General features: G+C 64.2%; 17 protein-coding genes. 12 read left to right on the top strand and 5 right to left on the bottom strand.

Annotated features, from left to right (window positions below; genetic code table 11):
- The first annotated feature begins 237 nt into the window (after positions 1–237).
- From katG to ahpF, 3 genes are all read left to right on the top strand, one after another.
- Complete coding sequence (gene katG / locus OUZ49_RS05075; RefSeq protein ID WP_266148901.1) at positions 238–2,499, top strand: catalase/peroxidase HPI; 2,262 nt, start codon at positions 238–240, stop codon at positions 2,497–2,499.
- 368 nt (positions 2,500–2,867) lie between these two features.
- Positions 2,868–3,431: an alkyl hydroperoxide reductase subunit C gene (gene ahpC / locus OUZ49_RS05070; protein WP_266148900.1), complete on the top strand. Its 564-nt coding sequence runs from the start codon at positions 2,868–2,870 to the stop codon at positions 3,429–3,431.
- 150 nt (positions 3,432–3,581) lie between these two features.
- Positions 3,582–5,162: an alkyl hydroperoxide reductase subunit F gene (gene ahpF / locus OUZ49_RS05065; RefSeq protein ID WP_266148899.1), complete on the top strand. Its 1,581-nt coding sequence runs from the start codon at positions 3,582–3,584 to the stop codon at positions 5,160–5,162.
- A gap of 217 nt (positions 5,163–5,379) precedes the next feature.
- On the opposite strand, the gene OUZ49_RS05060 is transcribed toward ahpF, so the two are convergent.
- Positions 5,380–5,502 carry a hypothetical protein gene (locus OUZ49_RS05060; RefSeq protein ID WP_266148898.1) on the bottom strand — a complete coding sequence of 41 codons (123 nt, stop codon included), beginning with the start codon at positions 5,500–5,502 and terminating at the stop codon, positions 5,380–5,382.
- Positions 5,503–5,736: 234 nt separating this feature from the next.
- On the opposite strand from OUZ49_RS05060, the gene phbB reads away from it, so the two are divergent.
- From phbB to OUZ49_RS05025, 7 genes are all read left to right on the top strand, one after another.
- On the top strand, positions 5,737–6,459 hold the full coding sequence (gene phbB, locus OUZ49_RS05055; RefSeq protein ID WP_266148897.1) for an acetoacetyl-CoA reductase: 723 nt from the start codon (positions 5,737–5,739) through the stop codon (positions 6,457–6,459).
- 184 nt (positions 6,460–6,643) lie between these two features.
- Positions 6,644–7,195 (top strand): GNAT family N-acetyltransferase, encoded by a 552-nt coding sequence (locus OUZ49_RS05050; RefSeq protein WP_266148896.1) that lies wholly within the window; start codon positions 6,644–6,646, stop codon positions 7,193–7,195.
- 138 nt (positions 7,196–7,333) lie between these two features.
- Complete coding sequence (locus OUZ49_RS05045) at positions 7,334–7,810, top strand: host attachment protein (RefSeq protein ID WP_266148895.1); 477 nt, start codon at positions 7,334–7,336, stop codon at positions 7,808–7,810.
- A 353-nt stretch (positions 7,811–8,163) separates the two neighbouring features.
- Positions 8,164–9,252: a glycosyltransferase family 9 protein gene (locus OUZ49_RS05040; protein WP_266148894.1), complete on the top strand. Its 1,089-nt coding sequence runs from the start codon at positions 8,164–8,166 to the stop codon at positions 9,250–9,252.
- Between the two features lie 80 nt (positions 9,253–9,332).
- Positions 9,333–11,099 (top strand): ArnT family glycosyltransferase, encoded by a 1,767-nt coding sequence (locus tag OUZ49_RS05035; protein WP_266148893.1) that lies wholly within the window; start codon positions 9,333–9,335, stop codon positions 11,097–11,099.
- Positions 11,100–11,235: 136 nt separating this feature from the next.
- Positions 11,236–12,876: an ArnT family glycosyltransferase gene (locus OUZ49_RS05030; protein ID WP_266148892.1), complete on the top strand. Its 1,641-nt coding sequence runs from the start codon at positions 11,236–11,238 to the stop codon at positions 12,874–12,876.
- A gap of 158 nt (positions 12,877–13,034) precedes the next feature.
- Positions 13,035–14,060, top strand: a complete 1,026-nt coding sequence (locus OUZ49_RS05025; RefSeq protein WP_266148891.1) for an aldo/keto reductase — start codon at positions 13,035–13,037, stop codon at positions 14,058–14,060.
- 19 nt (positions 14,061–14,079) lie between these two features.
- On the opposite strand, the gene pgm is transcribed toward OUZ49_RS05025, so the two are convergent.
- The 3 genes from pgm to OUZ49_RS05010 form a co-directional block, all read right to left on the bottom strand.
- Entirely contained in the window at positions 14,080–15,732 is a 1,653-nt protein-coding gene (gene pgm / locus OUZ49_RS05020; protein ID WP_266148890.1) for a phosphoglucomutase (alpha-D-glucose-1,6-bisphosphate-dependent), read from the bottom strand.
- Positions 15,733–15,915: 183 nt separating this feature from the next.
- On the bottom strand, positions 15,916–16,182 hold the full coding sequence (locus OUZ49_RS05015; protein WP_266148889.1) for a DksA/TraR family C4-type zinc finger protein: 267 nt from the start codon (positions 16,180–16,182) through the stop codon (positions 15,916–15,918).
- A gap of 171 nt (positions 16,183–16,353) precedes the next feature.
- Positions 16,354–16,776: a GNAT family N-acetyltransferase gene (locus OUZ49_RS05010; protein WP_266148887.1), complete on the bottom strand. Its 423-nt coding sequence runs from the start codon at positions 16,774–16,776 to the stop codon at positions 16,354–16,356.
- A gap of 207 nt (positions 16,777–16,983) precedes the next feature.
- Here OUZ49_RS05010 and OUZ49_RS05005 point away from each other — a divergent pair, with 207 nt between their 5' ends.
- On the top strand, positions 16,984–17,613 hold the full coding sequence (locus OUZ49_RS05005) for an isochorismatase family protein (RefSeq protein WP_266148886.1): 630 nt from the start codon (positions 16,984–16,986) through the stop codon (positions 17,611–17,613).
- Positions 17,614–17,630: 17 nt separating this feature from the next.
- Here the strand turns inward: OUZ49_RS05005 and OUZ49_RS05000 are convergent, their stop codons facing one another.
- Entirely contained in the window at positions 17,631–19,127 is a 1,497-nt protein-coding gene (locus tag OUZ49_RS05000; RefSeq protein ID WP_266148885.1) for an efflux transporter outer membrane subunit, read from the bottom strand.
- 446 nt (positions 19,128–19,573) lie between these two features.
- On the opposite strand from OUZ49_RS05000, the gene OUZ49_RS04995 reads away from it, so the two are divergent.
- Complete coding sequence (locus tag OUZ49_RS04995) at positions 19,574–19,981, top strand: OsmC family protein (protein ID WP_266148884.1); 408 nt, start codon at positions 19,574–19,576, stop codon at positions 19,979–19,981.
- Positions 19,982–20,101 lie beyond the last annotated feature (120 nt).

Genomic DNA, 20,101 nt, shown 5'->3' with positions numbered 1-20,101 from the left:
CAAAGGACGCCAAGAGCACGTCGAAACCCATGACCACCGGTCGCCTGTGCACGAGTTGCCGACCGCCACAGCCCACTGACGCAATGCATGCGCACGTTGTGCTGTGCTGAACCGGCACCCCACGGCAACACTGGCGTCAGCAAGATCGCCTCGAACATAGCGACACCTATTTTTTCGGTACTCGGACTCCTAACCGGGCCGAGTGGTTGTAGTCAAACGACCAAAGGTAGGGATTACATGTCAACTGAAACGAAGTGCCCGTTCAATCACACCGCTGGCAGCGGTACATCGAACAGTGACTGGTGGCCGAACCAGCTGAACCTGAAGATCCTGCACCAGCACTCGTCCTCGTCCGACCCGATGGATCATGGCTTCAACTACGCCGAAGCGTTCAAGAGTCTCGACTATGCGGCCGTGAAGAAAGATCTCCTGGCGCTGATGACCGACTCTCAGGACTGGTGGCCGGCCGACTTCGGCCACTACGGACCTCTATTCATCCGCATGTCCTGGCACGCCGCCGGCACCTACCGCATCGGCGACGGTCGCGGCGGCGCGGGCTCCGGCCAGCAGCGCTTTGCACCGCTCAACAGCTGGCCCGACAACGTCAGCCTCGACAAGGCGCGCCGACTGATCTGGCCGATCAAACAGAAATATGGCCGCAGCATTTCCTGGGCCGACCTGATCGTCCTGACCGGCAATGTCGCGCTGGAATCGATGGGCTTCAAAACGTTTGGGTTCGGCGGCGGACGCGAGGATGTGTGGGAACCGGAAGAGGACGTCTACTGGGGTAACGAGAAGACCTGGCTGGGCGGCGACATCCGCTATGGCAAGGGTCCCGCTGGCAATAATGAGGGCGTGCTGGTGGCCGAGAAGGAATTGCACGGCTCCGAAACCAGCCGCACGGACCGGGGACGCCATCTGGAAAATCCGCTCGCCGCCGTGCAGATGGGCCTGATTTACGTCAACCCGGAAGGTCCCGACGGCAACCCCGACCCGCTCGCCGCGGCGCACGACATCCGCGAGACGTTCGCGCGCATGGCGATGGATGACGAGGAAACCGTGGCGCTTATCGCCGGCGGCCACACCTTCGGCAAGACCCATGGCGCCGGCCCGGCGACCCACGTGGGGCCCGAACCCGAAGGTGCCGGCATCGAGGAACAAGGCCTCGGCTGGAAGAGCAGTTTCCGCACGGGCAAAGGCGGTGATGCAATCACCAGCGGCCTTGAAGTGACCTGGACCAACACGCCGACGAAGTGGGACAACAGCTTCTTCGAGATCCTGTTCGGCTACGAATGGGAGCTCACCAAGAGTCCGGCGGGCGCCAATCAGTGGACAGCGAAGAACGGCGCTGGCGCCGGCACCATTCCGGACGCCCACGACCCGTCGAAGCGTCACGCGCCAACCATGCTGACCACCGACCTGTCCCTGCGGCTCGACCCGGTCTACGAAAAGATTTCCAGGCGCTTCCACCAGCATCCGGACCAGCTTGCCGACGCGTTCGCGCGGGCGTGGTTCAAGCTGACGCATCGCGACATGGGCCCAATCGCGCGCTATCTCGGCCCCGAGGTCCCCAAGGAGCAACTGATCTGGCAAGACCCGGTACCTGCCGTCGACCACGCGCTGATCGATGCGAAGGATGTCGCATCCCTGAAGAGCAAGATCCTGGCGTCGGGCCTGCCCGTCTCGCATCTGGTCTCCACTGCCTGGGCTGCAGCGTCAACCTTCCGTGGCTCCGACAAGCGCGGCGGCGCCAACGGCGCGCGCATTCGTCTCGCCCCGCAGAAGGATTGGGCCAGCAATCAACATGGGGATCAGGCCAAGGTGCTGAAAACCCTTGAACAGATCCAGGGCGAATTCAACGGCAGCCAGTCTGGCGGCAAGAAGGTTTCGCTGGCCGACCTGATCGTGTTGGCCGGATGTGCCGGCGTCGAGCAGGCGGCAAAAAATGCCGGCCACGCTGTCACGGTTCCCTTCAGCCCGGGGCGCACGGATGCCTCGCAGGAGCAAACCGATGTGGCGTCGTTCGCGGTGCTGGAACCGATCGCCGATGGCTTCCGCAATTTCCAGAAGAAGAAATACAGCGTCTCGGCCGAAGCCTTGCTGGTGGACAAGGCGCAACTGCTCACCCTGTCCGCACCGGAGATGACGGTGCTCGTCGGCGGCATGCGCGTCCTCCATACCAACGTCGGCCAGACCAAGCATGGTGTTTTCACCCACCGGCCGGAAGCGCTGACCAATGATTTCTTCGTCAACCTGCTCGACATGGGCACGGAGTGGAAGGCCACTTCGAAAGACCAGGACGTGTTCGAAGGACTGGATCGCGCCACCGGCAAGGCCAAGTGGACCGGCACGCGCGTCGACCTCATCTTCGGCTCGAACTCCCAGCTCCGGGCCCTTGCCGAGGTTTACGGCAGCTCGGACGCGCAGGAGAAGTTCGTCAATGACTTCGTGGCCGCCTGGGCCAAGGTCATGAACCTCGATCGTTTCGACCTGGCGTGATCCCGGCGCCTGGAGCGTGAAAATCCAGTCGGCCATCTCGACCTGGTCTCGGGCCATCCCGAACCAGGTCGGGACCGGGTAGCACCGTCCCGACCTCACCCCTTGCGCCAACCGCCTTTCAGGTTTCGCGCTGGCAAAGCCCGGTGTTGCTGCCGCCGCCTCGGCTCCCCGCTGCACACTTGTTGGCCACCCCTGGCTGGAGTCGCTTCTCCACCACCCATCCGTGGCGCCCACGGCGCCGCTAGCAGCCGCTGCGCGAAGGCTGGCCATAGCCCAGGTGAATCGGGTTCATGGCAACAATCAATTGGCTCAATCGTGTCAAGGCCGTTAACCTTGCATCTCCACTAACCACTGCGGACGAAATCACGATGTCGTTGATCAATACCGAAATCAAACCGTTCAAGGCCCACGCTTTCAAGGATGGCCAGTTCATCGAAGTCTCCGATGCCACGCTGAAGGGCAAGTGGTCCGTGGTGGTGTTCTACCCGGCCGACTTCACCTTCGTGTGCCCGACCGAGCTGGAAGACCTGGCTGACTCCTATCCCCAGTTCCAGAAGCTGGGCGTTGAGGTTTATGCGGTGTCGACCGACACGCACTTCGCGCACAAGGCATGGCACGACACCTCCGACGCGATCAAGAAGGTGCAGTACACGATGATCGGTGACCCGACCGGCGCGATCACCCGCAACTTCGACGTCATGATCGAGGAAGAAGGCCTGGCCTTGCGCGGCACCTTCGTGATCAATCCGGAAGGCCAGATCAAGCTGTGCGAGATCCATGACAACGGCATCGGCCGCGACGCTTCCGAGCTGCTGCGCAAGGTCAAGGCCGCCCAGTACGTCGCCTCCCACCCGGGTGAAGTGTGCCCGGCCAAGTGGAAGGAAGGCGAGACCACCCTGAAGCCGTCGCTGCACCTGGTCGGCAAGATCTAAGCCACCACCGTTCTGTTTGACGGCGCGCTGCATCGAGCCGCTTCGGACCCGGCGCTTCGCCGGGTCCGACCTCCGAATTCCCTGCGTCCACGACGCCCGGCCCCGCCGGGTGCTCGTGGCATGCACCCCGAAGAAAGCCGAGGAGTCACCATGCTGGATGCCGATCTGAAGTCCCAATTGCAGGCCTACCTCGAAAAGGTCGTACACCCGATCGAACTGGTGGCCTCGCTGGATGAAAGCGCCAAGTCGCAGGAGCTGCTGGGCTTGCTGCAGGACATCGCGTCCTTGTCGGACAAGATCTCGCTGAGCCCCGATGGTACGGAGACGCGCAAGCCGTCCTTCGCGATCAATCGCCTGGGCACTGACGTCAGCGTCAGTTTCGCTGGCATCCCGCTGGGCCATGAATTCACCTCGCTGGTGCTGGCCCTGCTGCATGTGGGCGGCCACCCGTCGAAGGCGACGCAGGAAGTCATCGAGCAGGTGCGTCATCTCGATGGCGAATATCGCTTCGAGACGTTCATGTCGCTGTCCTGCCACAGCTGCCCCGACACCGTGCAGGCGCTGAACCTGATGAGCGTACTCAATCCGAACATCAAGCATGTCGCGATTGACGGCTCGCTGTTCCAGGACGAGGTGAACGAGCGCCAGGTGATGGCGGTACCTACCGTGTTTCTCAATGGCGAGCCGTTCGACACCGGCCGCATGAGCATCGAGCAGATTGCAGCGCGCCTGGATAGTGGCGCAGCGGATCGCGCGGCAGAGCGGCTCAAGTCCAAGCCGGCGTTCGACGTGCTGGTGATCGGCGGCGGCCCGGCCGGCGCTGCGGCGGCCATCTATGCCGCGCGCAAGGGCATCCGCACCGGCGTCGTCGCGGAGCGCTTTGGCGGCCAGGTGCTGGATACCATGTCCATCGAGAACTTCATCTCGGTGCCGTATACCGAAGGCCCCAAGCTGGCCGCGGCGCTTGAGCAGCACGTGCACGAATACGACGTGGACGTGATGAACCTGCAACGCGCCGATCAACTGATCGCGGCCGATGAGCCGGGCGAACTGCATGCCGTGCGCCTGGCCAATGGCGCCACCTTGAAGGCGAAGACGGTGATCCTTTCCACCGGTGCGCGCTGGCGCAATATGAACGTGCCGGGTGAGCAGGAATATCGCAACAAGGGCGTCACCTATTGCCCGCATTGCGATGGCCCGCTGTTCAAGGGCAAGCGCGTGGCAGTGATCGGTGGCGGCAACTCCGGCGTGGAAGCGGCGATCGACCTGGCCGGTATCGTGGGTCACGTGACCTTGCTGGAGTTCGACAGCAAGCTGCGTGCGGATGAAGTCCTGCAGCGCAAGCTGCGCAGCCTGGCTAACGTCGACGTGATCGTCAGCGCGCAGACCACCGAAGTCCACGGCGATGGCCAGAAAGTCACCGGCCTGGCCTATACCGACCGCAGCAGCGGCGACAGCCGCCAGTTGGCGCTGGAAGGCGTGTTTGTGCAGATTGGTTTGCTGCCGAACACCGAATGGCTCAAGGGCACGCTGCAGCTGTCGCCGCGCGGGGAGATCGAGGTGGACGCACGCGGCGAGACCTCGCTGCCAGGCGTGTTTGCCGCGGGCGACGTCACCACGGTGCCGTACAAGCAGATCGTGATCGCCATGGGCGAAGGCTCCAAGGCATCGCTGAGTGCCTTCGACTACCTGATCCGCCTGCCGGTCACCGAAGAAGCCCTGGTAGCCTGACCCGCCCGGGCACGGGATGCGTCGATCCTCTGGATCAGCGCGTCCCTGCCCTGCTCCGACGTGTGGGCTGTTCAGCGCCGCCGCGATATCGGACCAGGCCGGAGATCACTCGCGGCGCCTCGACGTACGAGGATGGTTGCAGGGCACGGCAGCACCCAGCCAAGGCTGGCTGCAGCAGCTCCCGTATCGATCGCGTGCGGTTGTGCCAGGTGCGAGTCTAGGATTGCGCCTCGCGGCGAGCATCCCTCGCGACAATCCAGCGCGCTTCCAGAGTGCGCATGATGGCGATTTCGATGACCAGCGCCGAAATCGCGAATGATCCAACCAGCACGGATGACATAGGTGTCCTCCTCATTATGAGACCGTCAAGGTCGAAACCGACCAGCGTGCGCCACGGCTCCGACGGCTTGGACTACAGCATGGCCATGTTGCGGCATTGTTGCGCGGTGGTCTCAGCTGGGTTGGTACGCAGCGGCTTGCTCAGACCCTGGTCAGCCTCACTCTATCCCTGAGCCTTCAACAAACGTTTACGCCGGCTGGCGCAACCTGCCTCGGCAGTAGGCGGGAGACTGTCATGAGCCGTATTGCCGTAGTCACGGGCGGGACGCGCGGATTGGGCCGCGCGATTGCCGTTGCGCTGAAAATGGACGGCTTCCGGGTCGTCGCACTTTATTGCGGCCATCACGAGGCGGCCGAGGTGTTTCACGAGGAAACCTCGATCCCGGTCTACCACTGGGACGTATCCAGTTTTCAGGAGTGCGCCGAAGGGGTGCAGCGGGTGGAGGCCGAGGTCGGGCCGATCGACGTACTCATCAACAACGCCGGCATCACCCGCGATGCGATGCTGCACCGGATGAACGAGCAGCAATGGGTCGAGGTCATGCGCACGAATCTCGGCTCGGTGTTCAATATGTGCCGTAACGTGATCGAGGGCATGCGCGAGCGTGGTTACGGCCGTATCGTGAATGTCAGCTCGATCAACGGACAAAAGGGACAGCTGGGCCAGGTCAATTACTCGGCCTCCAAGGCGGGCGTGCTTGGCTTCACCCGCGCGCTGGCCCTCGAAAGCGCGTGCAAGGGCATTACAGTAAATGCCGTGGCACCGGGCTATTGCGAAACCGAAATGATCGAGGCGGTGCGACCGGAGCTGCTGAAGGCGATCGTGGCGGCCATTCCCTGCGGACGTCTTGGCCGAGCGCAGGATGTGGCGCAACTGGTTTCCCTGTTGGTCAGCGAAGACGCCAGCTTCATCACTGGCGCCACCTTCAGCGTCAATGGCGGGCAATGGATGAGCTGACCCCGGCACCTGTCGCACGGCCTGATCGGCGTGTGCCACGAGCCGCCCTCCCTGGACGGAACTGTCATTCCATTCGGCGTATGGTTACCTGGGTCAGCGGACGACTTTCCGTGGACCCGTCCAGGGAAGTGCCTGGTCAGCCAGGATCAAATATCGGCCGGTTACCTGCGACGAGGGCCGCGCTATGCAACAGATTTCCGCCCATTTTTCGGCGGCACCCAACCCGGCGTCCTGGAAAGGACGACTACGTGACGGCCGCCTGATCCATATCCGCCCCATCGATCAGGCGGATGTCTCGCTGGAACGTGATTTCCTTTCGCGCCTGACCCCTGAAGGCCTGTCATATCGCTTCCTGGGGCTGATCAAGGACGACAGCGAGGAAGCCGCCAGGGACCTGACGCATTTCGATCCACGCGAATTGGCCTTGGCCGCGTTTGCCGATGAGGACGGCAACGAGGTGGAGGTCGGTGTGGCTTGCTACCGCGCCAGCGAGGATGGCACGCGTTGCGACTGCGCCGTGACCGTGGATCCCGCGTGGCAGAAGTGCGGCGTCGGCGGCATCCTCATGCAGCACCTCATCGGCATGGCACGGTTGCGTGGCATCCGGCGGATGTATGCGATCGACGCCGTTCGTAGTGCCGGCACGCATGCACTTGCACGGCATCTTGGCTTTCACAGTCGCCCTGACCCGGAAGATCCCGCTTCCGTCACCTTCGAGCTTGAACTGAACGACTAACGGCACGCACCAACGCCTGCCCCGCACTCCCGTTGAGGCGTCTCGACTAGTGCACGCCGCGCCGGCAGGACGCGGCTCCAGCGGCTTCGCCGGCCGCAACCATCGCAAACCGGTTCACCGATGTCGTGGGGAGGACATATGTCGAACGCGTGGATTCTCGTGTCGGACGCAGCGAAGGCACGGCTATTCGAGATGGCCAGGCCCTCCCATGCCCTGGTCGAGATTGCCTGCTTCACGAATCTCGACGGACGGAACACAAACCGCAATGGCCTCGGCCACAGGCTGCCGCGCAGCAAGGACAGCCTCGGGCCGACCCGGCACGCCAACGCGCCGCACCGGACGTGGCGCGAGAAGCATGCCCACCAGTTCGCGAAATCCTTGAAGAAGGCCTTGATCAATGGCCAGGTACACCATCAGTTCGAGCGCCTCTTCCTGGTTGCCCCGCCCCGCTTCCTCGGCGTCCTGCATGAGAGCCTCGACGACCACCTCGCGGCCCAGGTGGCGGGCGAGATAGGAAACGATCTCATCGCGCTCCGACCCAGCGACCTGCTCGATCGCCTGCATGTGGCCTTTCCGCACGATTTCCGGGCGCAGCCGGCGCATGCGGCGGCGTAGCAGGCGTAGCTATTGCAAAGTACTTGGCGCATCCAGCACATTGGACAGGATGTGGAGCACGTATCTGCGTGTAGGCACCATGCCGGGAGCCGCCATCTCCCGGCTGACCGGGATGGGCGCTGCCCGACGTGCCCTGGGCACGCCGGCGTGCCGATTTGGCGGTGTACCTGCGCTTCCAGAGGGTTGGGGAGGCCCTGCTCGGCCCGTTCGGCTCTAAGCGCCATGAAAGCCGCCGGAGCCGATACTGCGTTATCTGGAAATACAAAAATCCTTTTTCAGCAAGGAGTTGGCACGACCCCGTCAACTCCCGTTGAATCCATACTCACTATCGGTGTCGCTTGAACAAAAGCTTCGTGAATCAAACGCAGGAACCCATCCCGCGAAAAGGGATTTATCGGATCCTGGTGTGCCGACCGAATCATCGGCTGGGCAATATGGTCTTGCTGACGCCGCTGATCACCGAGCTTGAGCGCCTCTATAAGGGCGTCGAGATCGACATCCTTGCCGAAGGCGACATAGCCAAGGAAGTGTTCAGTACGTTCTTCAGCGTCAAGAACATCTATTGCCTGCCCAAGCGCGGCTTCAAGCGCCCCGTGCGCTTCCTGCGCATGCTGCTGGGGGTGAGGAAGACCCAGTACGACCTGATCATCGATCCGATCGTGGCATCCGGTTTCAGTCGCGCACTGGTGAAATTCACCAAGGGCCGCTTCAAGCTCGGCTACAGCGATACACCGGAAAAGTCGGGACTTACGCATAGCGTGCCGCTCTCTGCGGCGCCGGAGCACATGGCGAAGCGTGCGGTCGATCTGCTGCACTGGGGTGCGTCCCACGCCGCTGGCGCAGCCATCGACTATCCCACCCTGGATATACGGCTGACCGATGCGGAACGTGCGCACGGGCGCAAGGTCATTCGCGACCTGCTGGCGGTCCCGCAGCAGGCCATGACTCCGCTGGTGGTCGGTGTCTTTGCCAATGCCACCGGTGCGAAGCGATACAGCCGCGAGTGGTGGAAGGAGTTCATGGACACCTTCCGCGAACTGAGCCCAAGCTCGAACATCGTCGAAATCGTCCCCATGCACGGCCGTTCGATGCTCGACTCTGAGTTTCCCGGCTACTTCACCACCGATATCCGACGCATGAGTGCCGTGATGGCAGGCGTTGACCTGATGGTCAGCGCCGACTGCGGCGTCATGCATCTCGCGGTCGCGTCTCGCGTACCGACCGTGGGCATGTTCAGCGTCACCGACGCCACGGTTTATGAGCCTTACGGTCTCGGCAGTTGCGCCCTGGTCACCAAGGGCCTGACGGCGCGCGAAACCGCGCAGAAGGTAGTGGAGTCGTTCTCGGGCCTGCTTGCGAAGGGGCCAACCGGGCAGGCCTCGCATGAATCGATGCCGTCAGATAGGGCAATCGAGGCCATCAGCGGCCCGGCGGGACCGTAAGCGCGGGTTGCCTGCCCCGAGACACGAGGACGCGTATCTGGCACCCTGCGCGTCCTTACTGCGATTCACGATGACTTCCGATGGCGGCTGAACAAGCGTTGCCGATTCCGCCGGCGCCGGCGGAAAAGGCCTTGCGGCGCGAACGAACCCAACGCTGGCTGCTGATGCTCGGGGCGCTCCTGCTGCTTGCTGCGGGCATAGGCATGCGCGGCCCGACGCCGTCGGACGAGCCGCGCTTCGCCCTCGTTGCGCACCAGATGGTGGCATCCGGCAACTGGCTGATCCCCCATCGGGGCGCCGACTGGTACTCCGACAAACCGCCCACCTTCATGGCGATGCAGGCGCTGTCGTACACCTTGACCGGCCAATGGTGGGTCGCCTTCCTGCTGCCCTCCCTGCTGTGCTCCCTGGGCACGCTCTGGCTTGTCTACGACCTGGGTCGACGGCTTTGGGGACATCGCGCCGGCCTGTGGGCCGGGCTGGGCCTGCTTTTCACCGTGCAGTTCCTGTTCCAGGCCAAACGCGGCCAGATCGATCCCACCGTGACCTTCTTCGTGACGCTGGCCAACTACGGGCTGCTGCGTCATTTCCTGCTGGGGCCGGACTGGCGTGCGTTCTGGCTGGGTTGCTTCGCGGCAGGACTGGGCGTCATCACCAAGGGCGTTGGCGTGCTGGCCTTCCTGATGTTCCTGCCCTGGCTGTTCGCGCGCCAGCAAGGCTGGAAGCAGCTGCCGTCGATCAAGGGGCATGCCGTCCACTGGCTGGGCGGCGGCGTCGCGTTCGTGGCGGCCATCGCACTGTGGCTGGTGCCGCTGCTGCTCTACGTGCACGCGCACGACAGCGAGACGGCACGTGACTATGTCCACGACATCTTCTTCAACCAGACGGTGAACCGTTATGTTCATCCGTGGAACAGTTTTCAGCCGCCCTGGTTTTACCTCGAGGTAATCATCACCTCATGGCTGCCGCTGACGCTGGCCCTGCCAGGGCTGTTGCCGGCGTGGCGACAGCAGGTGCGCGAGCGTGACGCCCGCTTCCTGTTGCCGATGGCATGGGTGGTCCTGCTGATCCTGTTCTTCAGCCTGACCCGGGCGAAGCGCGACGTGTACATCATGCCCGCGCTGCCGCTGCTGGCGCTGTGCGCAGGCCCCTTCCTCGACACGATCCTGCAGCGGCGCTGGGCGCAGTGGACCGCCATCGGGTTCCTGCTGCTGCTCGCGCTGCCGGCGCTGGGCCTAGGCGCACATTCGTTGCTGTTCCATTCGGCGTTCGCCACGCGCTTTGCGGCAGCACGGCAGCTTGGCGACCAGGCCGCGTCGATCTGGTGGATGTTCGTGGTGGCGGGCGCGTGGCTGCTGCTGTGCGTGCTGGTGTTCCGGGCACGCCGCGCAGGCATGGCCTTGCTCGCCGGCCTTGCCGGCTTCTGGTTGCTGTGGAGCCTGTGGGGCGCACCGCTACTGGCCAAGGCGAGCTCCCCGGCGGGCCTGGTGCAACGGGTTGAACAGACCATCGGGCCCGACGCGGAGCTGGCCCTGGTGGCCTGGAAGGAAGAATTGCCGCTGGCGTTCGAGCGCAAGGTGACCGATTTCGGCTTTGTCACGCCGTGGCATCGCCAGTTGTCCGACGCCATCGTGTGGCAGGAAAAAGACCCGACCCATCGCTGGGTCCTGATCCTCGCGGACGTGATGGCGCCTTGCGTCGATCGCGACGCATCCATCGACATGGGCGTGACCAGCGGGCGCGACTGGCGGCTCTACCGGCTCGATGCCATTGCACCTGCGTGCCGAGGCGGCAACGTGCCCGAGGGCAAGGTCGAGGACTGGGGCGGCATTGACAGCCGCCGTTGAGGCGGCGTCCGCGCCGCATCGCAGGGCAACCGGGCGGCCTCGATCCTTCGCCGCCCAGGCTTGCCCCCAAGCAACGACAATTGATTACCGACATCGAGTCATCGACGTGACACCAGCAAACCACCCAGGCCAGCCCATGACCACCACACCGCGCCCGCTACTCGCACGCTGCGCCCAGTGGTCATGGCTGCTGTTCTGGGTACCCGCGGCCTTGCTTGCCATCTTCCAGCATGGCCCGATGCCGATGTATTCCACGCGGACCCTGTCGGTGGCGTGGGAAATGTGGATTCATCACAGCTTCCTGGTCCCCTATCTCAATGGCGTGCCGTACAGCGACAAACCGCCCTTGCTGCTGTGGCTGATCCATCTGGGCTGGGCGATCGGCGGCGTTGGCGATGTGTGGCCGCGCCTGCTCGAAGTGGCACTGGGTGGCCTGCAGCTGATCCTGGTCTCGACGCTGGCACGCCGCTTGTTTCCTGGGCGGCCGCTGGTCGCCCATGTCACGCCGTGGATCCTGCTCGCGTTTTCCTATGGGTTCCTGTTTGGCCTGCAGGTGATGTACGAGGTGCTGTTGGCGAACTGCGTGCTCGCCGCGCTGTTGTGCCTGGTGCCAACGCCACGCCACGAGGCGCCGCGTTTTGCCTGGTTTGCCCTGGCGGTTGGGCTGGGCTTGCTGGCCAAGGGGCCGGTGATGTTGCTGCACGTGGCCTTCCCCTGGCTGCTGGGTCCGCTGTGGAGCCCGTGGGCGCAACGTGAGCGCCGCCGCTGGTATGTGCGCGGCGGCGCGGCCATTCTCGCGGGCCTGTCGCTGCTGCTGACCTGGGCCTTGCTGGCCGCCTGGGCAGGCGGTGAAACGTATCGCCAGAAGTTGCTGGTGCACCAGACCGCCGGTCGCGTGGTGGATGCCTTCGCCCATGCTGAGCCGTTCTGGTGGTATGTGCCGGTAATTCCGATGCTGGTGTTTCCGGTCGTGCTGTGGCCACGCGTATGGGTGGCGTTGGCAAGCTTGCGCCGTCCGTTCGAGTCGGGCTTGCGCTTCCTGTTTGCGTGGATCGGCCCGGTCTTGCTGGGCTTCTCGCTGGTCAGCGGCAAGCAGCCGTATTACCTGCTGCCCGAATATGCCGGCTTCGCCATGTTGATGGCCGTCGCCCTGCTCTACCTGCAGGACCGGCGCGGCAGCGGCAGTCGTTGGCTCGGCCCGTGGCCCATGGCCGTGGTGAGTGCCGTGCTCGGCCTTGCGCTGATCTTGCTGGGCACGCTGGTCAGGCATGGCGTTACCAAGGCGCCCCAGTTTGTGGGCCTGCTGCCCTATAGCGTGCCGTTTGGCGTCCTGTATTTGTTGATTGCACTGGGCCTGGTGATCACCCGCAAGGGCGAGCTGTATCGGGTCGCAGGCGCCGGCCTGATCGCCACCGTCGCCGCCAATGGCCTGTTCAGCCTGACCCTGTGGCCGGCCTACGACTTCACCCCGGTGGCTGCGCTGCTGGCGAAAGCCGAGGCGCATGGCCAGCCGGTCGCCAGTGTCGAGACGAATGACGGGCAGTACACGTTCCTCGGTCGACTGACCCGCCCCGTGGAGCAGGTGCACGGCATCGAAACCACCCGGGCATGGGCTGACGCGCATCCCGACGGGCTGATCGTGACCTACCCGAAACGCTTGTCCGACGCCGACCGGGAGCATGCCGTCTACACGCAACCGTTCCGCGGCATCTGGCTGGCCGTGTGGCCGGCGCCTGCCTATGCGGAAGCGCTGGAAAAACAGCAGGTTTCGTACTAACCCAGGTTCGAATAAGCCCTGGGGCTTTCTGGCGCCGATCGCGCGGCGCTTCTTGTCTCGGGCAACGTCGCCGCGATGTCGTGCGCGGACGCGCAAAGCCTTGGATCGCCTGTATCCGCCCCCATCCCGGTAGCTTCCACCACCCCAGAGGCTTACTCATGGAATATCGGCAATTGGGCGCATCGGGCCTCAAGGTCCCGGTGCTTAGTTTTGGCACAGGCACGTTCGGCGGCAAGGGCGAGTTCTTCGGCGCCTGGGGCTCGACCGATGTGACGGAAGCACGGCGACTGGTCGACATCTGCCTCGAAGCCGGCCTGAACATGTTCGACAGTGCGGACGTCTATTCCGACGGCGCCGCCGAGTCGATCCTTGGCGAGGCGATCAAGGGGCGCCGCGATCGTGTACTGATTTCCACCAAGGCCACGTTCCGCTCCGGCGACGACCCGAACGACGTCGGCTCCTCGCGCTTTCACCTGCTCAGGGCCGTCGACGCCGCCTTGAAGCGCCTGGGCACGGACTATATCGACTTGTTCCAGCTGCATGGATTCGACGCCAGGACGCCGGTCGAAGAAACGCTTTCGACTCTGGACGACCTGGTGCGCGCCGGCAAGATTCGCTACGTGGGCGCGTCCAATTTCTCCGGTTGGCACCTGATGAAATCGCTCGCCGTGGCGGATCGCTATGGTTATCCGCGCTATGTCGCCCACCAGGCCTATTACGCGCTGATCGGTCGCGACTACGAGTCCGAGCTGATGCCGCTGGGCCTGGACCAGGGCGTGGGTGCCGTCGTATGGAGCCCGCTGGGCTGGGGTCGACTGACTGGCAAGTTGCGCCGCGGCGCCGCCCTGCCCGCGCAGAGTCGCTTGCACGCGACGGGCGACAAGGGACCGCAGATGGATGACGAGTATCTCTATCGGGTGATCGATGCGCTCGACGCCATCGCCGCGGAGACCGGCAAGAGCGTGCCGCAGATCGCCCTGAACTGGCTATTGCAGCGCCCCACCGTGGCGACCGTGGTGATCGGTGCACGCAATGAGGAACAACTGCGCCAGAACCTGGGCGCCGTGGGCTGGAACCTCACGGCGGACCAGGTCGCCAAGCTGGATGCGGCCAGCGCGTTCACGTCGGCGTACCCCTATTGGCATCAAAGCGGATTCGCCGAGCTCAATCCGTCACCGGTCTAAGCGCCTGCTCGTGGCGCCGTCACGCCGCGCCCAGCGCGGCGTCGACCATGCCTTGCGCTTCCTGCAGCAACTGCTGCAGGTGCGCTTCATCCTTGAAGCTCTCCGCGTAGATCTTGTAGATATCCTCGGTGCCCGAGGGGCGTGCGGCGAACCAGCCGCTTTCGGAGACGACCTTGATGCCGCCGATCGATGCGCCGTTGGCAGGCGCGCGATCGAGCACGCTCACGATTTTTTCGCCGGCCAGTTCGGTGCTCGTCACCTGCTCCGGTGAAAGCTTGGAAAGCCGTGCCTTCTGCTGCGCATTGGCTGGCGCGTCGACGCGCTCGGACACGGGCCGGCCCAGCTCTGCCGTCAACTGGGCATAGCGCTCGCCCGGATCACGGCCGGTGCGCCCGGTGATTTCCGCCGACATCAACGCGGCCGCAATGCCATCCTTGTCGGTGCTCCACACGCCACCGTCCCGGCGCAGAAACGACGCGCCCGCACTTTCCTCGCCGCCAAAGCCGAGCGAGCCATCGAACAGCCCTTCGACAAACCATTTGAAACCAACCGGCACCTCGTGCAGGCGACGACCTAGGCGCTTGGCCACGCGGTCGATCAGGGCCGAACTCACCAGGGTCTTGCCCACGGCGGCGTCCGCACGCCACTGCGGCCGATGCTGGTACAGGTAGTCCACCATCACGGCGAGATAGTGGTTAGGCAACAGCAGGCCGCTGCTGCGGGTCACGATGCCATGGCGGTCGTGATCCGTGTCGCAGGCGAAGGCGACGTCGTAACGATCCCGGAGCTCGATCAGGCGCTGCATCGCGTAGGACGAAGAAGGATCCATGCGGATCTTGCCGTCCCAATCCACGCTCATGAAGCGGAACGTGGGATCCACTTCGTCACTGACGACGGTGAGATCGATCTTGTAGCGTTCTGCAATCGGAGCCCAGTAATGCACGCCTGCGCCGCCCAGCGGATCCACCCCGAGGTGAACGCCACTGCCGCGCACCACATCAAAGTCGATCACGTTGCCCAGATCGCGCACATAGGCATCAATGAAATCGTGCTCATGCGTGGTCGATGCATGCAGCGCCTGCGAGAACGGCACGCGATGCACGCCCCTGAGCTGGTTTTCCAGCAACTCGTTCGCACGACGCTGGATCCAGCCCGTGACGTCGGTGTCGGCCGGACCACCGTTCGGCGGGTTGTACTTGAAGCCGCCACTATCGGGCGGATTGTGCGAAGGCGTAATCACGATGCCGTCGGCCAGTCCCGTGCTGCGGTCGCGGTTGGCGGTCAGGATCGCCTGCGAGATCGCGGGTGTCGGCGTGAATTCGCCACCCTTGGCAATCATCGTCTGCACGCCGTTGGCTGCCAACACTTCCAGCGCGCTTTCAAACGCCGGCTGGGACAGCGCGTGGCTGTCGATGCCGATAAAGATCGGCCCATCGATGCCCTTGCCCTGGCGGTATTCGCAAATGGCCTGGGTGATCGCCAGCACGTGCCATTCGTTGAAGCTGCGCTCGAACGAACTGCCGCGATGCCCTGAGGTACCAAACGCCACACGCTGGCTCGCTACGCTGGGGTCGGGGCGCAGGTCGACGTAGGCATCGCGCAGGCGGGATACGTCAACGAGCAGCGCTGCCGGCGCCGGCTTGCCGGCGAGTGGGCTGATGGTGGCGCTCATGCGCGAGCCTCACGGCGGGTCGATGGGTGGCGTTCAGCGGTGGCAAAGGACATCGTCATGCGACTACGCACTCTTACGCGGCGGAAAAGACCACTATTGACCCGCGCTTCGCCGACCAGTGTCAATACCGACACGCATCCCCTCGCCGCTGAAGGCCCGTGGTCACGCCCAAGCCTAGGGCCATCAACGCAGCTGGCTGTCCTTGCTACCGCGGCGGTTGTAGCCGCTCGACGCCGCCTGCTCCCGGTCGTGCGCTTCCTGGCAGGAGATGCACAGGCGCACGCCAGGCACGGCTTCACGCCGTGCCTCCGGAATCGGCGCATCGCAGTCTTCGCAGCGGCTCAGGCTCGGCCCCTTGTTGAGACGGCTACGCGCGCGCTTCACCGCGTCTTCCACGGTTGCGTCGATCTGATCTTGTACGGCGCCGTCTCCGGCCCAGCCTGTTGCCATGCTCGCCTCGCCCATTGCTGCGGCGGCGCGCCCTGTAAAGGCGCGAAACGTGTTCGCGACGCCAGCCTGCTGGTTGGCGTCACCCAACCTTATGGAGCAACCAAATGAGGGCGCCCCGATGAATAACCAACGGACAGGTCCCGACACGTGCCCAGACAGAACGCGTTTCGTTCAGCCAAAGCGCTTGCTCAGGAAGTATCGCGCACTGCCGACAGGATGATCCGCAATTTCGCCGAACACGCGATAGCCGAGCCGCTCATAGAAACCGCGGGCCTGGAACGCAAACGTATCGAGCCAGGCGCCCACGCAGCCACGATCCCGGGCGATCTGCTCGGCCTTGCGCATGAGCGATGTCCCCACGTCCTGGCCGCGCAAGTATTCGGGTACGGCCAGCAGTTCGACATAGAGCCAGTCGAACAAGGTTCTGCCCCAGAGCCCGCCGACCGTCTGCCCCTGGTCGTCCTGGAGCAGGATGGCGAGCGGGAGCATTTCCGTCGGCGCGGCATGCTCACGATTGTAGGCACGCAGCGGGGCCACGATCGCCTCACGATCGTCGAGGGTCGGCTTGTCGAGGCTGAGCAAGCGATGCGTCATGGGGACGTTCGGTCGGGGGTGGGAATTCAGTCTATCCGGGCCTGCTGCATGCCGCGTACTCCGCCGGGCCCGATGACGCATCCGCCCTTGCAAAACATGCATGAGAGCATCCCCGACGAGTCGTTGACGCGCTTAGGACTAAAAGACCACACCCGAGCACGTGTGACCGCGTGCGTTGCGCCAGCGCCAGACATCGAGGAGTTCGTCATGACATCCGCCACAACCTTGCTTGTGCCCGACGAATGCGCCCTGGTGCTGATCGATCAACAGGCCGGACTCGCCTTTGGCGTGGGCTCGATCGATCGCCAGACCCTGCTTGCCAATACGGTGGCCCTGGCGCGTACCGCCGTCGCCTTCAACCTGCCCATCGTTGCATCCACTTCGGCCTCGAAGGTGTACAGCGGGCCCTTGATGCCACCCATCCAGGCAGCCATTCCGGGCGTACAGCCGATTGAACGGCGCAGCATGAATGTCTGGGAAGATGCCGCTGCCCGGGCCGCGGTGATCGCCACCGGGCGCCGGCGACTGCTGCTGTCAGGCCTGCTCAGCGAGGCCTGCGTCACGTTTTGCGCGCTGTCGGCGCTGGCGGACGGCTATGACGTGCTGGTGGTTGCCGATGCCTGTGGCGGCTTGACCACGGCGGGCCATGAACTGGCGCTGCGCCGACTGGAAGCGGCCGGCGTGAAGCTCACCTCATGGATACAGGTCCTGCTGGAATTGCAGCGCGACTGGACCCGCCACGAAACCTACGACGCCGCGCGGGCGATCGTCGAAGCCCACGGTGGCGGCTACGGTATCGGCCTGGCGTATGCAAGAGACATGATTCACCCTACCTGAGTGGCCTCGCGCCGCACTCAGCGGCTGGCATCGCTCTTGGCCGACGAAGCCTGCTGCGGGTGTTCCGCATTGACCTCGGCTACTTCCGCCGCACCGTCGAAGCCGCCGCCGAGGGCTTCGATCAGGCGGATCGAAATATCCGTTTGCTGGCTTTCCAGCAGGGCCAGCCGTTGCTGCGCCAGCAGCAGTTGTTGACGACTCGTCAGTGGCGTCAGCGGCCCCTTCAGGCCGCCACGATAGGCCTTGATGGCGTCATCCCAGCTCTTCTGCGCGTCTTCTTCCGAACGCTTTTCCAGCACGATCTGGGCGCGCACCGAGCTCAAGGCGGAGACCTGGTCGGATACGTCGTTCAAGGCGTTGACGAGCAGGCCGTTGTAGCGCGCCACCAGGGCATCGTAGCCCGCATCGGCAGCCGCAAGCTGGGCGCGGCGGCGACCGCCATCGAAGATCGGCAGGCTTAGCGCAGGGCCAAAGGCGTAGTCTCGCGCCGGCAGCTGGAACACATTGGTGCTGCCACCGACGGCAATGAAACCAGCCAGCGCGGTCAGGCTGATATTGGGCAGGAATTCGGTCTTGGTGCCCTTGACGTCCTTGGCAGCGGCCTCGATCTGCCAGCGCGCGGCGACCAGGTCGGCACGACGGCCGACCAGGTCCACTGGCAGCTTATCTGGCAAGACGGCGGGACCGACATCGACCAGATGCGGCCGCTCGATGGCGAGGCCACGATCCGGCCCCTGCCCCAACAGGATCGAAAGACTGCTGCGTGCCGCATCGATGGCGCGATCGGCTGCCACTTTCTGCTGTTCGGCCCCGGAGACCTGCGAGTCGGCCAGATGTTCTTGTTGGCGCGCCTCGAGGCCACCAGCCACCAGGCGGCGGGTCACGTCCAGCGCCTGGGTGGTGCGCTGCAGTTCGGCTGCGGCGACATCCTGTTGGGCGAATGCGTAGCCCAGCAGCACGTAGGCGCGCGCTACGTTGACCGACAACTGGATGCGCGCAGCATACGCGTCGATTTGCGCAGCGCGACTGCGGCCCAGGGCCGCCTCCCACGCATCACGCTTGCCACCCCACAAGTCGAGATCCCACGAGAATCCCGCCGTAACCGACTTGCTCCAGGCAAACGTGCCCAGCACGTAGACCGGATAGATCGGATTCTTTTTCGAAAGATAAGCACCGGTGATCGAAGCGTCCAGTTCCGCCTGCGGCTTGCGGCCGGCGTTGTAGCTATCGGCCACGGCCTGCGCCTGGCGGGCGCGCGCTTCGGCCTCATCCAGGCTCGGGTTGGTCTTCAGCGCTTCGTCGATCAGCGAGGTCAACTGAGGATCGCCGAATGCCACCCACCAATCCTGCGCCGGCCATGCGGTGGCACTGAGCTTGACGTCCGCCAGGCTGCGCTCGGAAGAGAGCTTGCCCGGATCGCTCAGCGTACCCGTGGTGTGCAGGCCGCGACTGCTGACGCAGCCAGCCAGGGTGAGTGAAAGCGCCAAGGCAATGGGAAGAACAGGTAAACGCATGGGGAAGATCATCCGGGGAAGAAAGTGGGGCGCACGACGATGCCGTTTCTCGTCCATGTCGCGGAGCCGCGCGAGGGGATCATGGCCAATCCGCTTGTCGCCGGCTTCAACGTCATGGCCAGTCGTCAAGCACGGTCAACGCGAGTGTCACCTGGCGACAACAAGAACGCCCCAGTGCCGCAATTATATCGCCACCCCCTGATGCGTGCATCGCAGCAACCGCGTGCTTCTGGCGGTGACCGCGCTATTGTCGGATACGCCGCGCACCAGCGCGCATCGCGGTACTGCTACCTTGGTCGAATTGCAGGATTGCGAGCGATGGCATCCTGCATGCGCGGTGCGACGCGGGCTGCGTTGTCCACGCTGGCGCACCGAGGCCAGGTCGGCTGGAATGGACAGAGTCACTGCGGTAAGTGGGCTAGCAACATCCATGGGAGATTGACGACATGCCACCAGTTTCGCTTGCCAGCATTGAATCCACTGGCACCAACTATCTTCACCACATCGAGGCGAATCACTTCGTGCTCGATACCGATGAGCCGGCCAAACTAGGCGGCCAAGGTGCGGGACCGGCGCCATTTGACTACTACCTCGCTTCGCTTGCCGCCTGCACGGCTATCACGTTGCGCATGTACGCGCAGCGCAAGGGATGGGAGCTGGGGCGATTCCGTGCCGAGCTTGCATTGACCCGCGATGACGACGGCCGCCTGCATGTGCACCGCGTCCTGCGCTCAGACCAGCCACTGACGGACGAACAGTGGAAGCGCCTGCTGGAGATCGTGGCCAACACCCCGGTGACCAAGGCCATGCGCGAAGGTGCCGAGATATCCAGCGCGCGTGGTGACGCGCTTTAAGTGAGGCGCGGGCAAGCCCCTGCCACGACACGGAACAACGCCGTGTCGCGGTGTCGCCGGACACCATTCGGGCGCCATGCATTGCCTTGTCGATCCGGCGCTTGGCAGCGAATCATGCAG

It is taken from the genome of Dyella halodurans (assembly GCF_026283925.1).
In the GTDB taxonomy this organism is placed as follows: domain Bacteria; phylum Pseudomonadota; class Gammaproteobacteria; order Xanthomonadales; family Rhodanobacteraceae; genus Dyella; species Dyella halodurans.
Note: the sequence above shows the minus strand (reverse complement) of the source record. Positions and strands in the feature narration are given on the sequence as shown.

Excerpts from the sequence above, each read along its gene's own strand:
- OUZ49_RS05050 (WP_266148896.1), top strand. The coding sequence starts at position 6,644 with ATGCAACAGATTTCCGCCCATTTTTCGGCGGCACCCAACCCGGCGTCC.
- pgm (WP_266148890.1), bottom strand. The coding sequence starts at position 15,732 with ATGAGCGCCACCATCAGCCCACTCGCCGGCAAGCCGGCGCCGGCAGCG.
- ahpF (WP_266148899.1), top strand. The coding sequence starts at position 3,582 with ATGCTGGATGCCGATCTGAAGTCCCAATTGCAGGCCTACCTCGAAAAG.
- phbB (WP_266148897.1), top strand. The coding sequence starts at position 5,737 with ATGAGCCGTATTGCCGTAGTCACGGGCGGGACGCGCGGATTGGGCCGC.
- ahpC (WP_266148900.1), top strand. The coding sequence starts at position 2,868 with ATGTCGTTGATCAATACCGAAATCAAACCGTTCAAGGCCCACGCTTTC.
- OUZ49_RS05060 (WP_266148898.1), bottom strand. The coding sequence starts at position 5,502 with ATGTCATCCGTGCTGGTTGGATCATTCGCGATTTCGGCGCTGGTCATC.
- OUZ49_RS05015 (WP_266148889.1), bottom strand. The coding sequence starts at position 16,182 with ATGGCAACAGGCTGGGCCGGAGACGGCGCCGTACAAGATCAGATCGAC.
- OUZ49_RS05005 (WP_266148886.1), top strand. The coding sequence starts at position 16,984 with ATGACATCCGCCACAACCTTGCTTGTGCCCGACGAATGCGCCCTGGTG.
- katG (WP_266148901.1), top strand. The coding sequence starts at position 238 with ATGTCAACTGAAACGAAGTGCCCGTTCAATCACACCGCTGGCAGCGGT.
- OUZ49_RS05000 (WP_266148885.1), bottom strand. The coding sequence starts at position 19,127 with ATGCGTTTACCTGTTCTTCCCATTGCCTTGGCGCTTTCACTCACCCTG.
- OUZ49_RS05045 (WP_266148895.1), top strand. The coding sequence starts at position 7,334 with ATGTCGAACGCGTGGATTCTCGTGTCGGACGCAGCGAAGGCACGGCTA.
- OUZ49_RS04995 (WP_266148884.1), top strand. The coding sequence starts at position 19,574 with ATGCCACCAGTTTCGCTTGCCAGCATTGAATCCACTGGCACCAACTAT.
- OUZ49_RS05030 (WP_266148892.1), top strand. The coding sequence starts at position 11,236 with ATGACCACCACACCGCGCCCGCTACTCGCACGCTGCGCCCAGTGGTCA.
- OUZ49_RS05025 (WP_266148891.1), top strand. The coding sequence starts at position 13,035 with ATGGAATATCGGCAATTGGGCGCATCGGGCCTCAAGGTCCCGGTGCTT.
- OUZ49_RS05010 (WP_266148887.1), bottom strand. The coding sequence starts at position 16,776 with ATGACGCATCGCTTGCTCAGCCTCGACAAGCCGACCCTCGACGATCGT.
- OUZ49_RS05035 (WP_266148893.1), top strand. The coding sequence starts at position 9,333 with ATGGCGGCTGAACAAGCGTTGCCGATTCCGCCGGCGCCGGCGGAAAAG.